The sequence below is a fragment of the Streptomyces sp. R-07 genome (assembly GCF_049913175.1).
Lineage (GTDB): Bacteria > Actinomycetota > Actinomycetes > Streptomycetales > Streptomycetaceae > Streptomyces.
Genome location: NZ_CP183978.1, coordinates 2196877 through 2214855, shown reverse-complemented (window position 1 = coordinate 2214855; position 17979 = coordinate 2196877). Strand labels below are relative to the sequence as shown.

The 17979-nt window shown below is 73.4% G+C and carries 17 protein-coding genes; 9 read left to right on the top strand and 8 right to left on the bottom strand.

Features of this window, described 5'->3' with window-relative positions:
- Window positions 1-340 precede the first annotated feature (340 nt).
- The gene (locus tag ACN9M0_RS09915; RefSeq protein WP_426403448.1) at window positions 341-610 is read left to right on the top strand and encodes a hypothetical protein; all 270 of its coding nucleotides are present in this window, start codon (window positions 341-343) and stop codon (window positions 608-610) included.
- 205 nt (window positions 611-815) lie between these two features.
- Here the strand turns inward: ACN9M0_RS09915 and ACN9M0_RS09910 are convergent, their stop codons facing one another.
- The 4 genes from ACN9M0_RS09910 to ACN9M0_RS09895 all read right to left on the bottom strand — a co-directional run bounded on the left by ACN9M0_RS09910 (window position 816) and on the right by ACN9M0_RS09895 (window position 3153).
- A complete protein-coding gene (locus tag ACN9M0_RS09910) occupies window positions 816-1235 on the bottom strand; it encodes a CBS domain-containing protein (protein WP_366038016.1) in 420 nt (139 codons plus the stop codon).
- 125 nt (window positions 1236-1360) lie between these two features.
- Window positions 1361-1990 carry a DUF305 domain-containing protein gene (locus ACN9M0_RS09905; protein WP_366038017.1) on the bottom strand — a complete coding sequence of 210 codons (630 nt, stop codon included), beginning with the start codon at window positions 1988-1990 and terminating at the stop codon, window positions 1361-1363.
- Window positions 1987-2664 carry a DUF3105 domain-containing protein gene (locus ACN9M0_RS09900; protein ID WP_366038019.1) on the bottom strand — a complete coding sequence of 226 codons (678 nt, stop codon included), beginning with the start codon at window positions 2662-2664 and terminating at the stop codon, window positions 1987-1989. Before ACN9M0_RS09900 ends, ACN9M0_RS09905 begins: the two co-directional genes overlap by 4 nt.
- 93 nt (window positions 2665-2757) lie before the next feature.
- Window positions 2758-3153 (bottom strand): hypothetical protein, encoded by a 396-nt coding sequence (locus tag ACN9M0_RS09895; RefSeq protein ID WP_366038020.1) that lies wholly within the window; start codon window positions 3151-3153, stop codon window positions 2758-2760.
- 293 nt (window positions 3154-3446) lie between these two features.
- Here ACN9M0_RS09895 and ACN9M0_RS09890 point away from each other — a divergent pair, with 293 nt between their 5' ends.
- From ACN9M0_RS09890 to ACN9M0_RS09875, 4 genes are read left to right on the top strand one after another with little or no spacing between them, the layout of a single operon-like run.
- Window positions 3447-4808 carry a glutamine synthetase family protein gene (locus tag ACN9M0_RS09890; RefSeq protein ID WP_015033133.1) on the top strand — a complete coding sequence of 454 codons (1362 nt, stop codon included), beginning with the start codon at window positions 3447-3449 and terminating at the stop codon, window positions 4806-4808.
- 49 nt (window positions 4809-4857) lie between these two features.
- On the top strand, window positions 4858-5247 hold the full coding sequence (locus ACN9M0_RS09885; RefSeq protein WP_426403447.1) for a hypothetical protein: 390 nt from the start codon (window positions 4858-4860) through the stop codon (window positions 5245-5247).
- Window positions 5248-5300: 53 nt separating this feature from the next.
- A complete protein-coding gene (locus tag ACN9M0_RS09880; protein WP_366038022.1) occupies window positions 5301-5789 on the top strand; it encodes a GNAT family N-acetyltransferase in 489 nt (162 codons plus the stop codon).
- Window positions 5790-5842: 53 nt separating this feature from the next.
- Complete coding sequence (locus tag ACN9M0_RS09875; RefSeq protein WP_366038023.1) at window positions 5843-6532, top strand: histone deacetylase; 690 nt, start codon at window positions 5843-5845, stop codon at window positions 6530-6532.
- On the opposite strand, the gene ACN9M0_RS09870 is transcribed toward ACN9M0_RS09875, so the two are convergent.
- A complete protein-coding gene (locus ACN9M0_RS09870) occupies window positions 6459-6890 on the bottom strand; it encodes a VOC family protein (RefSeq protein WP_366038024.1) in 432 nt (143 codons plus the stop codon). The two genes, ACN9M0_RS09875 and ACN9M0_RS09870, sit on opposite strands and share 74 nt — an antisense overlap.
- Before the next feature lie 412 nt (window positions 6891-7302).
- Complete coding sequence (locus ACN9M0_RS09865) at window positions 7303-9441, bottom strand: PIG-L family deacetylase (protein ID WP_366038025.1); 2139 nt, start codon at window positions 9439-9441, stop codon at window positions 7303-7305.
- A gap of 231 nt (window positions 9442-9672) precedes the next feature.
- On the opposite strand from ACN9M0_RS09865, the gene ACN9M0_RS09860 reads away from it, so the two are divergent.
- Both ACN9M0_RS09860 and ACN9M0_RS09855 read left to right on the top strand, forming a co-directional pair.
- On the top strand, window positions 9673-12660 hold the full coding sequence (locus tag ACN9M0_RS09860) for a bifunctional [glutamine synthetase] adenylyltransferase/[glutamine synthetase]-adenylyl-L-tyrosine phosphorylase (protein ID WP_366038026.1): 2988 nt from the start codon (window positions 9673-9675) through the stop codon (window positions 12658-12660).
- A gap of 89 nt (window positions 12661-12749) precedes the next feature.
- Entirely contained in the window at window positions 12750-13160 is a 411-nt protein-coding gene (locus ACN9M0_RS09855) for a VOC family protein (protein ID WP_366038027.1), read from the top strand.
- Here the strand turns inward: ACN9M0_RS09855 and ACN9M0_RS09850 are convergent.
- Entirely contained in the window at window positions 13151-13765 is a 615-nt protein-coding gene (locus ACN9M0_RS09850; RefSeq protein WP_366038029.1) for a TetR/AcrR family transcriptional regulator, read from the bottom strand. The genes ACN9M0_RS09855 and ACN9M0_RS09850 overlap by 10 nt on opposite strands.
- A gap of 116 nt (window positions 13766-13881) precedes the next feature.
- Between ACN9M0_RS09850 and ACN9M0_RS09845 the strand changes: the two genes are divergently transcribed.
- Entirely contained in the window at window positions 13882-15420 is a 1539-nt protein-coding gene (locus tag ACN9M0_RS09845; protein WP_366038030.1) for an APC family permease, read from the top strand.
- Window positions 15330-16898: an amidohydrolase gene (locus ACN9M0_RS09840; RefSeq protein WP_426403446.1), complete on the top strand. Its 1569-nt coding sequence runs from the start codon at window positions 15330-15332 to the stop codon at window positions 16896-16898. Before ACN9M0_RS09845 ends, ACN9M0_RS09840 begins: the two co-directional genes overlap by 91 nt.
- Window positions 16899-17022: 124 nt before the next feature.
- On the opposite strand, the gene ACN9M0_RS09835 is transcribed toward ACN9M0_RS09840, so the two are convergent.
- The gene (locus tag ACN9M0_RS09835) at window positions 17023-17946 is read right to left on the bottom strand and encodes a phosphatase PAP2 family protein (RefSeq protein WP_426403445.1); all 924 of its coding nucleotides are present in this window, start codon (window positions 17944-17946) and stop codon (window positions 17023-17025) included.
- Window positions 17947-17979: the final 33 nt, after the last annotated feature.

The following is a 17979-nucleotide window of genomic DNA, read 5'->3' as shown; positions in this document are numbered from 1 at the left end:
CACGCGTACGGCCGCCGTCCTGCCGGCTCTCGGCGCGCTCGCGTACACCGCCTGGGTCCTCGAAGTCCTCGTCCGGACCGGGCTCGACCCGGTCCGGACGTACGTCTCCGCACCGGCCGCCGCCGACCAACCCCCTCGGCGGCCTCTTCCGCGCCACCGACCTCGCGGCCGGCCTCCTGGTCCTGGCCGGCCGCGCTGACCGCCCTCGCGGCCGGCCGGGCCCGCCGCCCCTGGCTCCTCACCGGCTGGACCGCCCTCGCCGTCTTCGGCGCCGCCACCGCCGTCGACTCGCGGCTGCCGCTCCGCTGCGCGCCGACCGCCGACCCCGAGGGGCCTCGCGATGGCCGGCGCGCTCGTGGCCCTCGTCGCCCTGACCGTGGCCGCCCGCCCGTACGGCCACTGGCCGGCCCCGGCCCGTGCCGGCCCGGTCCTCGTCGCCCTGGAGCTCGCCGCCACGGCCTGGACCCCGTCCGCCGTGGCCGCCTTCGAGGGCGGGAAGGGCACCTGGTCGCTCGGCGCGGGCCGGCGGCTCCAGGTCCTCCTGGTGGCGGTGTGGCTCGCGGTCCTCGCGTACTCGCGTACTCGCCGGCGCGCGAGGAGGAGCCGGTGAGGACCCGCGTACGGATCGGAGCGCGGGAGCGGTGACGCTCGCCCGGCGCAGTTCCACCCGGACCGGACCGCCGCCCTCGTCCTCGTCGACTCCTCGGTCGCCCGCTACGCGGCGGCCGGGGCGTCCGGCCATCTGGTCATGCGCGACCGCCCGGACGCGGTGGCCCGGGCGGTGCTCGGAGCGGGGACAGGTCCCGCGTGACGGTTCAGGAAGGGGCGTAGACGCTCGCGCAGAACGCCATGAGCTGCTCGTCCGACAGGTGCTGGGCCAGATCGGCCTCGCTGATCATTCCGACGAGCCGCTTGTCCTCGATGACGGGGAGCCGCCGGATCTGGTGGCTCTGCATCTCCTCCAGGACGGCGCCCACGTCCGCGTCCGACTCGACCCAGCGCGGGGTGCCCTTCGCCATCTCAGCGCAGGTGATCTTCGCCGGGTCGTGGCCCATGGCCACACAGCCGACGACGATGTCGCGGTCCGTGATGATGCCGGACAGCCGTTCGTTCTTGTCGGCGATGGGCAGTGCGCCCACATTCAGGTCGCGCATCATCTGCGCGGCGCGGTCGAGCGTCTCGTGTGCCGGGATCCACTGGGCCCCGGGGTGCATGATGTCCTTCGCCGTGGTCATGGGGTGCGTACCTTTCGTCGGACGTATGCGTACGAACTCCCCGAGCCCACCCATTGTCGGCGGACGGCTCGGCCCCCGCGACCGCAGCGGGTCACGGGGGCCGTGGGCCGTCACGGACGGGGGCGTCAGGCCCCGCGCTTCTTCAGCATGTCCGCCATCAGCGCCATCTCGGACCTCTGCGCGTCGACCATGCCCTGCGCGAGGTTCCGCTCGATGTCCACACCGCACTTCTGGACACAGCCCTCGGCCATGTGGACCCCGCCCTTGTGGTGCTCGGTCATGAGCTTCAGGTACAGGACCTCGGCGTCCCGGCCGCTGGCCTTCCGCAGCTCGTCCAGCTGCGCGTTGGTCGCCATGCCCGGCATCAGGGCCCCGTCCAGCGGGCCCGCGTCGCCCATGCCGCCCATGCCCATCCAGGTCATCGGCTCGACACCGGACTCGTTCTTGGGCAGCCCCCACAGGTCGAGCCAGCCGAGCATCATGCCCCGCTGGTTGGCCTGGGTGTTGGCGATGTCGTACGCGAGCCGCCGGACCTCCTCGTCCTTCGTCCGGTCCCGGACGATGAACGACATCTCGACGGCCTGCTGGTGATGGACGGACATGTCCCGGGCGAAGCCGGCGTCCGCCGAGGTGGAGACCGGGGTGCCGGGGGCCTCGTCACGGTCGGCGGAGGCGACGGTGACCGCGCCCCCGGCGAACAGCACCGCGAGGGCGACGGCGGCGACCGCCGCCCCCTGCGTACGGCTGAGCCTCACTGGCCCATCCCCGTACCGCCCTGGCCGTCCGCGCCGATGCCGCCGGTGCAGGCCGCGCCCGGCTCCGGGGTCTGCGGGCCCTGCACGTACTTGGTGAAGAAGGCGTCGACGCGCGGGTCGTCCGCGCCGTCCACCGTCACCTGCTTGCCCCAGGCGGACAGCGTGATCGCCCCGGTCTGGTCGTCCATGGGGCTCATCAGCGAGTACTTGGTCTTGCCGACCTTGTCGGCCAGCTTCTTCACATCGGCCTGGGAGGCCTTCTTGTTGTACGTCACCCAGACGGCCCCGTGCTCGAGGGAGTGCACGGCGTTCATGTCGGGGATCTTCTTGTCGTAGACGACGCCGTCGCAGTTCATCCAGACCTGGTTGTGGTCACCGCCGACCGGCGGCTTCATGTCGTACTTGACGGTCGTCGTCACGTGGTTGCGGCCGAGCTTCTTCGCGTCCCAGGACTTCTCGGCCGCGATGGGGGCCTTGGCGGCGGCGTCCTTCTTGTCCTGCTCGTCGGACCTCTTCATCAGCACGAAGGTGCCGAAGCCGACGAGGCTCAGCACGACGACGGACGAGACGCCGATGGTGATCAGGCGGTTGCGGCGCTCGCGGGCCTGCTCGGCGCGGCGCATCTCCTCTATTCGGGCGCGGCGGTCGGCGGTGGCGGAGCGGTTGGCGGCCATGGTGATGTCGTCCTTCTTCAGGAGTGGGGTGGAGTTCGGGGGTGGACGTGCGGGGGCGTCGCGCCCGCCTCGGCGGCGGGACGCCCGCCGCCGCTACGTCCGGAGAACTTGAAGGACGTGCAGGTCCGGCGCCCGCGGCCGGGCGTCCGAACGGCGCGCCGGCCCGTCACCGGCAGGCGGCGCGACACGCGGGAGCCCGCCTTCCGCGTGGAGCGGGGTGTCGAGCGGGGGCGCGCTGAGCACCGCGGGGGAGAGGGACGGGAAGAGGGAGCAGCCGCCGCGGTCGTACGGGCAGACGTACGCGTCGGTGACGGCCGTGGCCTCGCCGGTGACGTCCGTGACCTCGCCGGCGGCGGTCGTGACCTCGCCGGTGGCGCCTGCCGTCGCCCGCGGGCCCTCCTCGTGGTGGGCCCGTTCCCCGTCCGGCCCCGTCCCCAGACAGAGGAAGAGCGCGGCGAGGAGCGTCGCCACGGCACTCGCCAGTGCCATGGGACGCGCGTGTCGGGACGGGCGTACGAGCCGTGTGGCCCCCATGGGCGCAGATCGTAGTGGGCGCGAGGCCCCTGTGGGCCGAACGGGGTACCACTCGGTACCGACGGACAGGCGCCGGACGAGCGGAAGAGGACCCCGATCCCGGCGCTCCCCCGTTACCTGAGTCACACCCGAGCAGGCAGTATGGGTGTGCAACGTGCGCGAAACCATGTGGTGGGATGCTCAGGTGCCCCCCGATGCACCGGAGGCGGTGGGAGCAGGCGGCCTGACCAGCGAGGATGGGTGTGGAAATGGACAAGCAGCAGGAATTCGTGCTCCGTACGCTCGAAGAGCGCGACATCCGCTTCGTACGTCTGTGGTTCACCGACGTGCTCGGCTTCCTCAAGTCGGTGGCCGTGGCGCCCGCCGAACTGGAGCAGGCCTTCGACGAGGGCATCGGTTTCGACGGCTCCGCGATCGAGGGCTTCGCCCGCGTCTACGAATCGGACATGATCGCCAAGCCGGACCCGGGCACCTTCCAGATCCTGCCGTGGCGCGCCGAGGCCCCGGGCACCGCCCGGATGTTCTGCGACATCCTCATGCCGGACGGCTCGCCGTCCTTCGCGGACCCGCGGTACGTCCTCAAGCGGGCCCTGGCCAAGACCTCCGACCTCGGCTTCACCTTCTACACGCACCCCGAGATCGAGTTCTTCCTCCTGAAGGACAAGCCGCTCGACGGCACCCGGCCCACCCCGGCCGACAACTCGGGCTACTTCGACCACACCCCGCAGAACGTCGGCATGGACTTCCGCCGCCAGGCCATCACCATGCTGGAGTCGATGGGCATCTCGGTGGAGTTCTCCCACCACGAGGGCGCGCCCGGCCAGCAGGAGATCGACCTCCGCTACGCCGACGCGCTGTCCACGGCGGACAACATCATGACCTTCCGCCTGGTCATGAAGCAGGTGGCACTGGAGCAGGGCGTGCAGGCGACGTTCATGCCGAAGCCGTTCTCGGACTACCCGGGTTCGGGCATGCACACCCACCTGTCTCTCTTCGAGGGCGACCGGAACGCTTTCTACGAGTCGGGCGCCGAGTACCAGCTGTCGAAGGTGGGCCGCTCCTTCATCGCGGGCCTCCTCAAGCACGCGGGCGAGATCTCCGCCGTCACCAACCAGTGGGTCAACTCCTACAAGCGCATCTGGGGCGGCTCCTCCCGCACGGCGGGCTCGGGCGGCGAGGCCCCCTCGTACATCTGCTGGGGCCACAACAACCGCTCCGCCCTCATCCGCGTCCCCATGTACAAGCCGGGCAAGACGGGCTCGTCCCGCGTCGAGGTCCGCTCCATCGACTCGGGCGCCAACCCCTACCTGACCTACGCGGTCCTCCTCGCCGCCGGCCTCAAGGGCATCGAGGAGGGCTACGAACTCCCGGCCGGCGCCGACGACGACGTCTGGGCCCTCTCCGACGCGGAACGCCGCGCGATGGGCATCGAGCCGCTCCCGCAGAACCTGGGGGAGGCGATCGCCCTGATGGAGAAGAGCGAACTGGTGGCGGAGACGCTCGGCGAGCACGTCTTCGACTTCTTCCTGCGCAACAAGAAGCAGGAGTGGGAGGAGTACCGCTCCGAGGTCACCGCCTTCGAGCTGCGCAAGAACCTGCCGGTGCTGTAGGTCCCGCGGGGTGAGCGGCGTCGAGTTGGTGCCTGTTCTCGTCAACCGGGTGGCCAACACGGTGCCCGGTCTCGCGCCCTGTCTCGGCGCTCTCGCGTACGGGGCGGAGGCCGGGGCCGCGTGGCAGCGGGCGGTCGCGGTGGCCGTCGTCGTCGTGTGCGGGATCCTCGCCGTCCGCGGGTTCCGCGCGGGCGTCCGCTGCGAACCGGACCGGGTCGTGGTCCGCGGGTACGTGCGGACGCGGGTGATACCCCGGGCGGTCGTCACCGGGGTCACGGCCCTCCCGGCCGTCAGGTGGACCTCTCCCGGGGGCCGGCCCCGGTGGACGCCGGTCACGGCGTTCGCGACGGTCTCGGGCGAGCCCGGCGGGGCGCGGTCACGCAAACGGAGCAACGCTGCGGCGCTGCGGCGCTGGGCGAGTACGTCGTCGCGGGGGTAGGGCCGCACGGAAAATCCGTTGCCCGGAGGCGGGGCGCGGCCCAGACTGCCGCAGTGAAGATCGAATCCGTCGCCACCGCGCGGCTCGTGCTGCATCCCATGACCGTCGCCGGAGCCGAGCGCATCGTCGCCCGGGAGTCCGGTGACGGGGACCGCTGGGCGGAGGCGTATCCCGGGGACGGGGACGTCCGCGCGGCCACCGGGTTCCTGCGGGGGGTCGCCGAGCGGGGGGATCCGGGGGCGTTCCGGCTCTATGACATACGGCTCGACGGCGTCACCGTCGGAGGGATCGGGTTCCACGGGCCGCCGGACGAGCTCGGGGTCGTCACCATCGGCTACGGCCTCGTGCCCTCCGTACGCGGAAACGGGTACGCCGCCGAGGCGCTGCGGGCTGTTCTCGAGATCGCCCGGGTGGCCGGCGCCGCCGGGGTGAAGGGGGACGCCGACCTGGACAACCCGGCCTCGCACCGGGTCATGGAGGCCGCCGGGATGCCGTGCGTGGCGGAGGACGAGAAGCTCCGCCACTTCTACCTGGGTTTCTGACACCCGGGTTTCCGGGGGCCCGTCCCGCACCGTCCGCGCTAGCGTCGGGCCTCATGCCGGAACCCCAGTCCCGTGTCTGGTACGCCGCCTACGGCTCCAACACGCACGTCGAGCGCCTGCGGTACTACCTCGACGGCGGGTGCCCGCCCGGCGCCGCCCGGGAGTTCCCCGGATGCCGGGACCGGCGCCCGCCCGCCCGGTCCGTGCCGGTCGTCCTGCCCGGGCGGCTGTACTTCGCGACCGACTCGCCCGTGTGGGGCGGCGGCCGCGCCTTCTACGACCCGGCGGCGGACGGCACCGCCTGGGGCGTCGCACACCTGCTGACGGTCGGACAGTTCTCGGACATCGCCGCCCAGGAGATGTACCGCGAGCCGGGCGCCGACCTCGATCTGGCCGAGGTCCGCGCCACCGGGCGCCGCACGCTGGGGGCAGGACGGTACGAGACGCTCGTGTGCCCCGGAGTCCTCGACGGGGTCCCGGTGATGACGTTCACCGCCCCCTGGCCGATGCCGGGCGACGACGGCCTCCGGGCGCCCTCCGCCGCCTACCTGCGGCACCTGGCGGCCGGGCTCGGCCGGGCCGGGGCCTGGCCGCACACCGAGGTCGCCGCCTACCTCGCCGCCTGCCCCGGCGCCGCCGGGCACTGGACGGCGCGGGCCGTGGCCGGTCTCAGCGCTCCGACAGCTCCGACGGGGCCTCCTGCACGACCCAGCCGTTGCCGTCCGGATCCTCGAAGGTCATGAACGAGTTCCAGGTGCCGCCCTTGCCGTCCTCCCAGCCCGTCGCGCCGACGTGCATCACGGGCGAGACGTCGACGCCCCGGCCTTCGAGCTCCGCCCGCGCGGCCTCGATGTCCGTGACGCAGAGCTGCAGACCGTGCAGTCCGCCGGGGCTCGTCTCCTTGGTGCCGGGCATCGGCGGCATGCCGCTCACCAGGGCGATCGAGCAGCGCGAGCCGGGTGGGGTCGCCTGGATGACGCGGGTCCCGGGCGCGACCTCGTTGTCGAGATCGATCGTGAAGCCGCACCTCTCGCCGTAGAACTCCTTCGACCGGTCCATGTCGGTGACGGGAACGGTGACGACTTCCAGGGTCCAGTTCATGGGGACCACGGTCCCGCACGGGCGATCCCCACGCACCCCGAACGCCCCAGGCCCCCCCGCGGACCGGCGCCCCGCCGCGCGGCCGCCGCCCACGCCGGGCCCGCCGCGCGGGCCGCACCCCCTCCGGGCCCGCCCGCCCGGTCGGGCGCGCGCCCGCTGGGCGGTGCCCCCGCCCCGCCCGTGTGGGTAATCGTCCCGCTGGGGCGGGACGGGTGGGCACACGGGACGGCGCCTTTGCGGGCGCCTCCGCCCCCTGTACCTGCCCGCACCACGTGTGCGGCGCACAAAGGGGTGCGGGTTCGGGCGCGGAAGCCTCTGGCGCCGGCAAGGGCGCCGTCCGTTGTGCCCACCCGTTCCGCCCTTGCGGAACGTATGCCCACAACGGGGGGGCACCGGCACGGCGCGGACGGCGTCAGTGGGGTGCTGGGGTCCAGTGGAGGTGGGCGTCCAGGCCTATCGTCGCGACGCCCTCCGTGCCGGCGTCCGGTGCGCCGGAGAAGAGGAACTTCTCCAAGGTCCAGACGGGCCGCGTCCCGGTCCGGCCGTGCGGTGCCGTCGCCAGGAAGCCGGTGCGGGAACGGACCGCGAGCAGGCCGTCCCCGCCGCTCACCGGACCGAAGCCCGCGACGCCCGCGCCGGGGAGTTCCGTGACCGGCGAGACCGGGCCCGTACCGGAGAAGTCGGCGCTCCGCAGGTCACCGGAGGCCGGCTTGCGGAACCAGAGCCGTACGCCGTCGCCGTCCGGCGCCGCGCTCGCGCTCAGTGCGAGGGTGGTCGGCGGCAGCCCGGTCGGCTCCGGCCCCGTCAGCGGCCCGCCCGGGCCCTGCGCGGCCCAGGCCAGGACGGTGTTCGGGGTGCTGGCGAAGACGTACCCGCGTCCGTTCGCGTCCGTCGCCGCCGCCGGGTCGCCGTACACCTCCGCGCCGCCGAGGGTCCGCCACGGACCCCAGTCGCCGTCGGCCGACTGCTCGCGGGCCGTCAGCCGGTGGCGGCTGTCGCGCAGGATCAGGGTCGCCCGGCCGTCGTCGGCCACGGTCACGGCGGGCGCGCTGATGTCCGAGGTGCCGTCGGCGTCGTTCCGCTCGGGCGTGCCGAGCGAGTGCCAGGGTCCGAAGGCGCCGCCGGGCGCGGACTGGACGGTGGTGACGACCTCGCGCCGGTAGGCCGACGCGTCGCCGCCGAGGGTCGTACGGGTGCCGAAGACGGCTATCCGGCCGTCCGGCAGGGTGACGGAGGTGACGCCGCTGTCGAGGCCACCGCCGGGCAGCAGCTCCGGGCCGCGCCAGGCCACGGCGTCCGCCGGCTTCCGCCAGGCCGCGAGGCGCCCGTCGAGCACCGAGAAGGCGTGCAGCCCGCCGTCCGGGTCGCCCTGGACCCAGGAGGTGGAGGTGCCCCGGGCGTACCGGACGGTCTGGGTCCAGCCCCGCCCGGCGGGCCGCGCGGCCACCTTCAGGTCGCCGCAGCCCGCGTCGGTCCCGCAGTCGTGGACCCCGTCCAGCCAGGCGTACGTCTTGAGGGTCTTCAGCTTCGCGCCGGCCGTCTGGGGGTCGAGGGTGTGCGGCAGGACGCTGGTCGGGTAGCCGAGGTAGTTCTGCACGCCGACGTGCGGGTGTCCGGGCAGCTCCGCGTACCGGGCGAGCGCGGCCTGCACGAACCGGGCCCCGAACAGGTGGTCCTGGTGGTCGCGGTACTTCCCGCTCTTCGGGTACGTGCCGGGGCTCGGGTCCTGCATCCGGACGAAGGTCGGCCGGAAGCGCTCCAGGATCCCGGTCACCGTGGCGACGACCTGCTCTTTCGTGTACGTGAAATCGGCGGCCACCGGCGTGCCGGCGGCGCGCTGGGACGCGAGCGCGGCGATCCGGCCGTCCCAGAGGCCGTGGAGGCTGTGCGGACGGTCGGCGTTGATGGAGCCGGCCTCGCGCAGCTGCAGCCACACGAGCCTGATCTGCGGCCGGGCGCGCAGGGTGTCCAGCTCGGCCCACCCGCCGCCGTCCGTCGGGATCGCGACCCGGTCCCAGGCGCTGGTCCGGCTGCCCGTCGCCATCTCGGCGTACGCGGCGCGTATGCCGTTCTGCCGGGCCTCGGCGTAGCCCGCCTTGTCGGGCGCGGCCGCGGCGGCGTCGCGCGGGCGCGCGTTGACGCCGTCGGACTCGCCGGCGGTCAGGTAGACGGCGGTGAGGGGGCTGCCGGAGTGCAGGGACTGGGAGACGTCGGGGTTCATGAAGAACAGGTCGTCGTCGGGGTGGGCCACGATCTGCACGACGGAGACCGGGGAACGGGGGTCCTTCCCGGGCTCCCCCGGCTTCCTCGGCTTGCCCGGCTTGCCCTGCGCCTCGGCCGGCAGGACCTTCGCGGGCGGCCGCGCCGCCGGGCGCTCCGCCGAGCCCCCCGCCCCCTCCGCCGTGTGCGCCGAGGCCGCGCGCGGAGTGCCCGTCGCCGAGAGGAGCCCGACGAAGGTGCCGCCCACCAGGGCAGCCGTCACCACCGTCGCGGCGGTCCCGCGGCGGGACGGGAAGGACAGGGCGGGGCGGCGGAGGCGGCGGACGGGCATGTTCCGGTGGCGTGCTTTCACATGAGGTCGGACGGGAGGGGCGGTCTTGCGGAAGGCAAGACGAACTTTCAAGGAATACGGTTCATTCAGTCTGAAAAGCGAATGATGTGCGTGACGTCACGTGTGATCCGCTGCGATCCGAAGGCCTGGGGGCCCGCGCCTCCCGCTCCGGATAGGCTCGATGTCCCGGGTTCGCCCCGGGCCTTGGACGTGCTCGGAGGGAGCGGCGGAATGACGGTGCCGGGACGCAGGAGCAGCACGTTCTCACGTCTGCTGCGGCACGGGTTCACCGACCCCTCGGGGGCCGAACGGCTCCTCGACGTGCCCGAGCTGTCCGCCCTGCGCGACGATTCCGTCCTCCTCGACGCCCTGGGCGCCACCGCCGACCCCGACCTCGCCCTGCGCGGCCTGGTCCGGCTCGTCGAGGCGCAGCCGGAGACCGAGCGGGGGACCCTCACCACCACGCTGCTGTCCGCGAAGCCGTTCCGGGACCGGCTCCTCGGGGTGCTCGGTGCCTCCGAGGCGCTCGCCGACCACCTGGCCCGGCACCCCCGCGACTGGGAGTCCCTCGTCACGTACGAGGCGGTCGACCTGCACCCGGGGGTCGCCGAGTTCGAGCAGGGGCTCGCCGAGGCCACCGACCCGGTGTCGCTGCGGGTCGCCTACCGCCGCTGCCTCCTGGCCATAGCGGCCCGTGACGTGTGCGGCACCACCGACGTCGCCCAGGCCGCCGCCGAGCTCGCGGACCTGGCGACGGCGACCCTGCGCGCCGCGCTCGCCATCGCCCGTACGGCCGCGCCCGCCGACGCCGCCATGTGCAGGCTCGCGGTGATCGCGATGGGCAAGTGCGGCGGCCACGAGCTGAACTACGTCTCCGACGTCGACGTGATCTTCGTGGGGGAGCCCACGGAGGGCGCCGACGAGGGCAAGGCGATCCAGGCCGCGACCCGGCTCGCCTCCCACCTGATGCGGATCTGCTCGGAGACCACCGTCGAGGGCACCATCTGGCCGGTCGACGCCAATCTGCGCCCCGAGGGCCGCAACGGCCCCCTCGTCCGCACCCTCTCCTCCCACCTCGCCTACTACCAGCGCTGGGCGAAGACCTGGGAGTTCCAGGCGCTCCTGAAGGCGCGCGCGGTGGCCGGCGACCTGGAGCTGGGCGCCCAGTACATCGACGCCGTCTCCCCGCTGGTCTGGCAGGCCGCCGAGCGGGAGAACTTCGTCCCCGACGTGCAGAAGATGCGCCGCCGCGTCGTCGCCGGCATCCCCGCCGCCCAGGTCGAGCGCGAGCTCAAGCTGGGCCCCGGCGGCCTCAGGGACGTCGAGTTCGCCGTCCAGCTCCTCCAGCTGGTGCACGGCCGCAGCGACGCCACCCTGCACAGCGGGACCACCCTCAGCGCGCTCGGCGCCCTCGCCGCCGGCGGCTACGTCGGCCGCGCCGACGCCTCCCAGCTCGACGAGGCGTACCGCTTCCTGCGGGCCATGGAGCACCGCATCCAGCTTTACCGGCTGCGTCGCACCCACCTCGTCCCCGAGGACGAGGCCGACCTGCGCCGCCTCGGCCGCTCCCTCGGGCTGCGCACCGACCCGGTCGCCGCGCTCAACAAGGAGTGGAAGCGGCACGCGTCCGTCGTCCGGCGGCTGCACGAGAAGCTCTTCTACCGGCCGCTGCTCGACGCGGTCGCCCAGCTGGCCCCCGGCGAGATCCGGCTCAGCCCGAAGGCGGCCGGGCAGCGCCTCGAAGCGCTCGGATACGCGGACCCCGCCGCCGCCCTGCGCCACCTGGAGGCGCTGGCCTCCGGGGTGAGTCGGAAGGCCGCGATCCAGCGGACCCTGCTCCCGGTGCTGCTCGGCTGGTTCGCGGACTCGGCCGACCCGGACGCCGGACTCCTCGGCTTCCGCAAGGTCTCCGACGCCCTCGGCAAGACCCCCTGGTACCTGCGGCTGCTCCGCGACGAGGGCGCCGCCGCCGAGAACCTCGCCCGCGTCCTCTCCGCCGGCCGGCTCGCCCCCGACCTGCTGCTCCGCGCCCCCGAGGCCGTCGCGATCCTCGGCGACCCCGAGGGGCTGAAGCCGCGCGGCCGGGACCATCTGGAGCAGGAGGTCCTGGCGGCGGTGGGCCGCGCGGACGACGCCGAGCAGGCGGTCGCGGCGGCCCGCGGGGTGCGCCGCAGGGAGCTGTTCCGTACCGCCGCGGCCGATCTCATCGGCTCGTACGGCACCGAGGACAGCCCCCGCGAGCACGACCCGGGGGCGCTGGTCGACCGGGTGGGGGAGGCCGTCACCGACCTCAACGCGTCGACGATCGCCGGAGCCCTGCGGGCCGCCGTGCGCGCCGAGTGGGGCGACCGGCTGCCGACCCGGTTCGCGGTCATCGGCATGGGCCGCTTCGGCGGTCACGAGCTGGGGTACGGCTCCGACGCCGACGTGCTGTTCGTGCACGAGCCCCGCGAGGGCGTCGACGAGCAGGAGGCGGCCCGGGCCGCGAACCGAGTGGTCGCCGAGATGCGGCGGCTGCTCCAACTGCCCACGGCCGACCCGCCGTTGCTGATCGACGCGGATCTGCGCCCGGAGGGCAAGAGCGGCCCCCTGGTGCGCAGCCTGAAGTCGTACGAGGCCTACTACCGCCGCTGGTCGCTCGTCTGGGAGAGCCAGGCCCTGCTGCGCGCCGAACCCATGGCGGGAGACATGGACCTGGCAGAGCGGTTCATCGAACTCGTCGACCCGCTGCGGTACCCGGCCGAGGGGCTCGGCGAGGACGCGGTCCGCGAGATCCGCCGCCTCAAGGCCCGGATGGAGTCCGAACGGCTGCCGCGCGGCGCCGACCCCACCCTCCACGCCAAGCTCGGGCGCGGCGGCCTCAGCGACGTCGAGTGGACGGTCCAGCTGCTCCAGATGCGGCACGGCTGGGTCGAGCCGGGCCTGCGGACGACCCGTACCCGCGAGGCCCTGGCCGCCGCCCACGCGGCGGACCTGATCCCGACGGAGGAGGCGCAGACCCTCGACGAGGCCTGGGTCCTCGCCACCCGCGTGCGCAACGCGGTGATGCTGGTCCGCGGCCGCCCCGGCGACACCTTCCCCTCGGACCCGCGCGAACTCGCGGCGGTGGGGCGGTACTTGGGGTACGAGTCGGGTCATGTCGGCGAGATGGTCGACGACTACCGCCGCATCACCCGCCGGGCCAGGGCCGTCGTCGAGGAGCTGTTCTACGGGGCGTAGGGTCGCGACCGATCAATGGCGTCGACCGACCGTTGCGCCGGCCGACCGACCGTTTCCCCGACCGACCGTTCCCGACCGAGGAGCCCGCCGTGGACGTCCCGTACACCCGTCTGCTCGTCACCGACTTCGCCGACTGCTTCCGGTTCTACGCGACGGTCCTGCCGCCGCTGACCGGCGCGGGTCTCGACAAGGGCGGGCCGGACGGTCCGTACGCCAACTGGGAGGTGGACGGCCGGGCCGTCCTGGTGCTGTTCGACCGGGGTGCGATGGCCTCCGTCCTCGGCACCGGGACCCTGCCGGCCCGGCCGGCGCCGGCCCAGGACACCGCGATGCTCGTGCTGCGGGTGGACGACGTGGACAAGGCCCTCGCCCTCTGCCTGGCGTCCGGCGGCGCTCCCGTGCTCGGCGCGGCCGACCGCCCGGAGTGGGGGCCCGGCCTGCGGACCGCCCATCTGCGCGACCCCGAAGGGCATCTGATCGAACTTCAGTCCTACAGCTGATCCGTGTCGAGCAGCGTCCGCACGTGGTTCAGATAACCCGTCAGGGCCAGTTCGAAGGCCTGGTCGGCGCGGCCCTCCGGGACCGCGCCGAGGGCGCCGGCCAGGCGTGGGGTCGCCGTCTCGTCGGCCACCACCCACATCGTCTCCGGTGCCGCGAGGTCGAGCGCCGAGCCCAGCACCAGGTTCTCCAGGGCGATGATCACGGGCATGACGTCCGGCAGCGCGAAGCCCGCGTCGAGGAGGCGGCCGACGGCCAGTTCGTACTGGTCGAGGACCTTCGGGGCGCGCACCGGTGAGGTCATGAGCATCGGGATCGTCCGCGGGTGGGCGGCGAACGCGGCCCGGTAGGAGCGGGCCCAGGCGGCCATGGCCGCGTCCCAGGGCTCCTGGACGAGGGCCCCCGAGTCGATGGCGGCGCACACCCGCTCGCGCAGGAGCTCCACGATTCCGTCCCGGCCGTCCACGTGGTGGTAGACGGAGGCGGTCTGCACCCCGAGCCGCTTCGCGATCTGCGGGACGCTGAACTCCCCCTGCTCGTCGACGATCTCGAGCGCCGTGGTGGTGATCCGCTCCCGGTCGAGGAGGGGTCTGCGCGGCCGGCCCATGAATCGTCACTCCCTGTTCAGCTGCACGTCGGGTCTTCCCGAACCGTCGGAGCCGAGGTTACATTGCGCCAACCGAAAGCCTTTAGGTTTACTGCCGCGGAAGGGCTTCCCCACCCATGTCCTCACCCACCTCCGACGAGCCCCCAGGGCTGAGAACCGGCACCCTCACCACCGCCGACATCTCCTTCTTCGTCGTCTCCGCCGCCGCCCCGCTCACCGTCATGGCCGGCGTCGCCCCCATCGCCATCGTCCTCGGCGGCATCGGCGCCCCCGCCGGGTACCTCCTCGCCGGCATCACCCTCGCGATCTTCGCCGTCGGCTTCACCACCATGAGCCGCCACGTCCGCAGCGCCGGCGCCTTCTACGCGTACATCACCCGGGGCCTCGGCAAGCCGGTCGGCATCGCCGCCGCCCTGCTCGCCATGCTCGGCTACAACGGCATGGAGATCGGCGTCTACGGCCTTCTCGGCACCGCCACCGCCGACACGGCCCACTCCCTGTGGGGCGTCGACATCCCCTGGCTGCCCGTCTCCCTCGCCGGACTGCTGCTCATCTGGTACGGCGGATTCCGTTCCATCGACTTCGGCGCCAAGGTCCTCGGCGTCCTGCTCCTCGCCGAGACCGGCATCCTCGTCCTGCTCGCGGGCGGCGTGCTCCTCGAAGGCGGCGCGAACGGCCTCTCCCTGGCCTCCTTCACCCCCGGCAACGTCCTGGTCCCCGGCAGCGCCGCCGTCCTCGCCTTCGCGTTCACCGCCTTCACCGGCTTCGAATCGACCGTGATCTACCGCCGCGAGGCACGCGACCCCGCCCGCACCATCCCCCGCGCCACCTACATCGCCGTCTCCTTCCTCGGCCTCTTCTACGCCTTCGTCGTCTGGACCGTCATCCAGGCCTTCGGAGACGACAAGGTCGTCGAGGCCGCCGCCGGCGACACCGGAGGGCTCTTCTTCGCCGCCATCACCACCTATGTCGGCGGCTGGGCGGCCGACCTGATGCACGTCTTCATCGTCACCAGCGTCCTCGCCTCCCTCCTCGCCTTCCACAACGCGATCAACCGCTACGGCCTCGCCCTCGCCGAAGAGGGCGTCCTGCCCCCCGCCTTCGGCAAGGTCCACCCCCGCCACCGCTCCCCGTACGTCGCGGGCGTCGCCCAGACCGCCCTCGGCCTCGCCGTGGTCCTCGGCTTCGCGGCCGCCGGAGCCGACCCGTACACCCAGCTGCTGCTCTGGGTGAACACCCCCGGCGGCATCGGCCTGATGGCCCTCCAGCTGCTCGCCGCGCTCGCCATCCCCTTCTACTTCCGCCGCGTACGCCACGACGAAGGCGTCCTGCGCACCGTCGTCGCGCCCGTCGTCGCCGCCGTGCTGCTCGCCGGCGCGATCGCCCTCGTCGTCTCCAAGGTCGATGTCTTCACCGGCGCCTCGACCACCGTCAACACCGTGCTCGTCTCCCTCGTCCCCGCCGTCTTCCTCCTCGGGCTCCTCCTCGCGTACCGCCTCCGCCGCACCCGCCCCGAGACCTACGCCCGCTTCGCCGCCGAACCGTCCGACCCTGGAGAGCCCTCGTGCCCGCACCCGACCTCGTCCTCGTCAACGCCCGCGTCCGCGACCCCGAGCTCAGCGGCGCCACGGCCGTCGCCGTCCGTGGCGGACTGATCACTGCCCTCGGCACCGACGCCGAGGCCCGCGGCTGGGCCGGCCCCGGCACCGAGACGGTCGACCTCGCCGGCGCCACCCTCACCCCCGGCCTCACCGACGCCCACAGCCACCCCGTCTGGGGCCTGGAGACGTTCACCGGCACCGACCTGTCCGGCATCACCGACCTCGAAGGACTCCGCGCCGCCCTCCGCACCGCCGAACGCCGTGACGGCTGGGTCCTCGGCCACGGCCTCGACCACAACGTCTTCGGCGGCCGCCCGATCCACCACGACCTGATCGAGGACGTCCTCGACGGCGCCCCCGCCCACCTGCGCCTCTACGACGGACACTCCGCCCTCGTCAGCGCCACCGCCCTCAAGGCCGCCGGCATCGAGGGCACCCGTGCCTTCGCCCAGCACTCCGAGATCGTCTGCGACGCCGCCGGACACCCCACCGGACACCTCGTCGAGCACGCCGCCATGGACCTGATGACCCCGGTCCTGCCCACCCAGCCGTACGCCGAGCGCCGCGACCGGCTCGTCGCGCTGCTCGGCGCCATGGCCGCCACCGGCCTCACCTCCGCCCACGTCATGGACCTCGGCGGACACGACGTCCCCGGCCTGCTCGCCGGCATCGAGGAGGACGGCGACCTGCCGGTCCGCCTCCGCCTCGCCCCCTGGTGCATGCCCGGCGCCACCCCCGAGGAGCTCGACGGATTCGTACGGCTCCAGGAGCGGGCCGGACGCCTGTGGGCGGTCGGCGGCGTCAAGTTCTTCATGGACGGCACCGTCGAGGGCGGCACCGCCTGGCTGGAGCACGCCGACTGCCACGGCCAGGGCACCGACGCCTTCTGGCCCGACCCGGCCGCCTACTCCGCCGCCGTACGCCACCTCCACCGCGCCGGTGTCGGCACCGCCACCCACGCCATCGGCGACGCCGCCGTCCGGCACGTCCTCGACACCGTGGAAGGCCTCGGTACGGGCGGCCCCCGGCACCGCATCGAGCACATCGAGACCGTCCCCGACGACCAGCTCGGCCGCTTCGCCGCGCTCGGCGTCGTCGCGTCGATGCAGCCCCCGCACACCGCGTACACCCGCGCCGACCACACCGACGAGTGGTCCAAGCGGCTCGGCGAGGAGCGGGCCGCCCGCGCCTGGCGCTGCCGCGACCTGCGGGACGCCGGGGCGCACCTCGCGCTCGGCTCCGACTGGCCCATCGCCCACTACGACGCCCGGCAGGTCCTCGCCACCGCCCGCGCCCCGCGCGGCGCGGCCGCGGCCCGGCACGGGCTGACCGGCCTGATGGCCCTGGAGGGGATGACCACGCACGCGGCGGTCGCCGCGGGGGAGGAGACGGTCGCGGGCCGGATCGCCCCGGGCTTCCGGGCCGACCTCAGCGCCTTCGCCGTGGACCCGGTCCAGGCCCCGGCGGACGAGGCCGCCGAGGCACCGGTCCGGCTCACCGTCGCCGGCGGCCGGATCACGTACGGGGGCTGACCCGGGGCGGGGTCACTTTCCGGAGCAGGCGTCGGGCGGGTCGCTTTCCGGAGCAGGCCTCGGGCGAGTCGCTTTCCGGAGCCGGCCTCGGGCGAGTCACTTTCCGGAGCCGGCCTCGGGCGAGTCACTTTCCGGAGCCGACCTTCTCCTCCTGCTCCTCCGGAGCGTCCGTCCCCGTCACCGGGGGCGGACCGCTCCGCGTGACGCCCCGGGCCGTGGAGGCGGCCGGCTCCACCAGCTTCGGCAGCCGGTGCGGGCGGGAGCCGTACCAGAAGTACGAGACGGAGAAGCCGAAGGACAGGCAGATCATGCCGCCGACGGCGTCCAGCCAGAAGTGGTTGGCGGTGGCGACGATGACGACGAGGGTCGCCGTCGGGTAGAGCAGACCGAGGATCTTCGCCCAGGGCGCCCGGGCGAGCAGGAAGATGGTCAGTCCGCACCAGAGCGACCAGCCGATGTGCATCGACGGCATCGCCGCGTACTGGTTCGACACGTGCTTGAGGTTGCCCGAGGCCATCGAGCCCCAGGTGTGGTGGACGAGCACCGTGTCGACGAAGTCCTGGCCGTTCATCAGCCGGGGCGGCGCGAGCGGGAACAGGTAGTAACCGACCAGAGCCACACCGGTGGTCGCGAACAGGACCGTACGGAACGCCGCGTAACGGCCCGGATGCCACCGGTACAGCCACACCAGCACACCGATGGTCACGATGAAGTGCAGCGTCGCGTAGTAGTAGTTCATCGACACGATCAGCCATGTCACCGAGTTCACGGCATGGTTGACGGCGTGCTCGAAGGCGAGGCCGAGGGACTCCTCGGTGCGCCAGATCCAGTCGGCGTTCCTCAGCGCCTGGGTCTTCTGCTCGGGCACCGCGTTGCGCGTGAGCGAGTACAGCCAGTAACTCACCGCGATGAGCACGACCTCGAACCAGATCGTGGGGCGCCGGGGCGTGTGCGCGCGCAGCCGCGCGAACCTGCCCTCGTCGGCCACGGTGGGTGACGTCGACGGGGTCGTCCGGCTGTCCAAGCTCTTCACGGTCGTTTCACCCATAGCGAGAGAGTCTGCCAGATCCCGTCCCCCGAC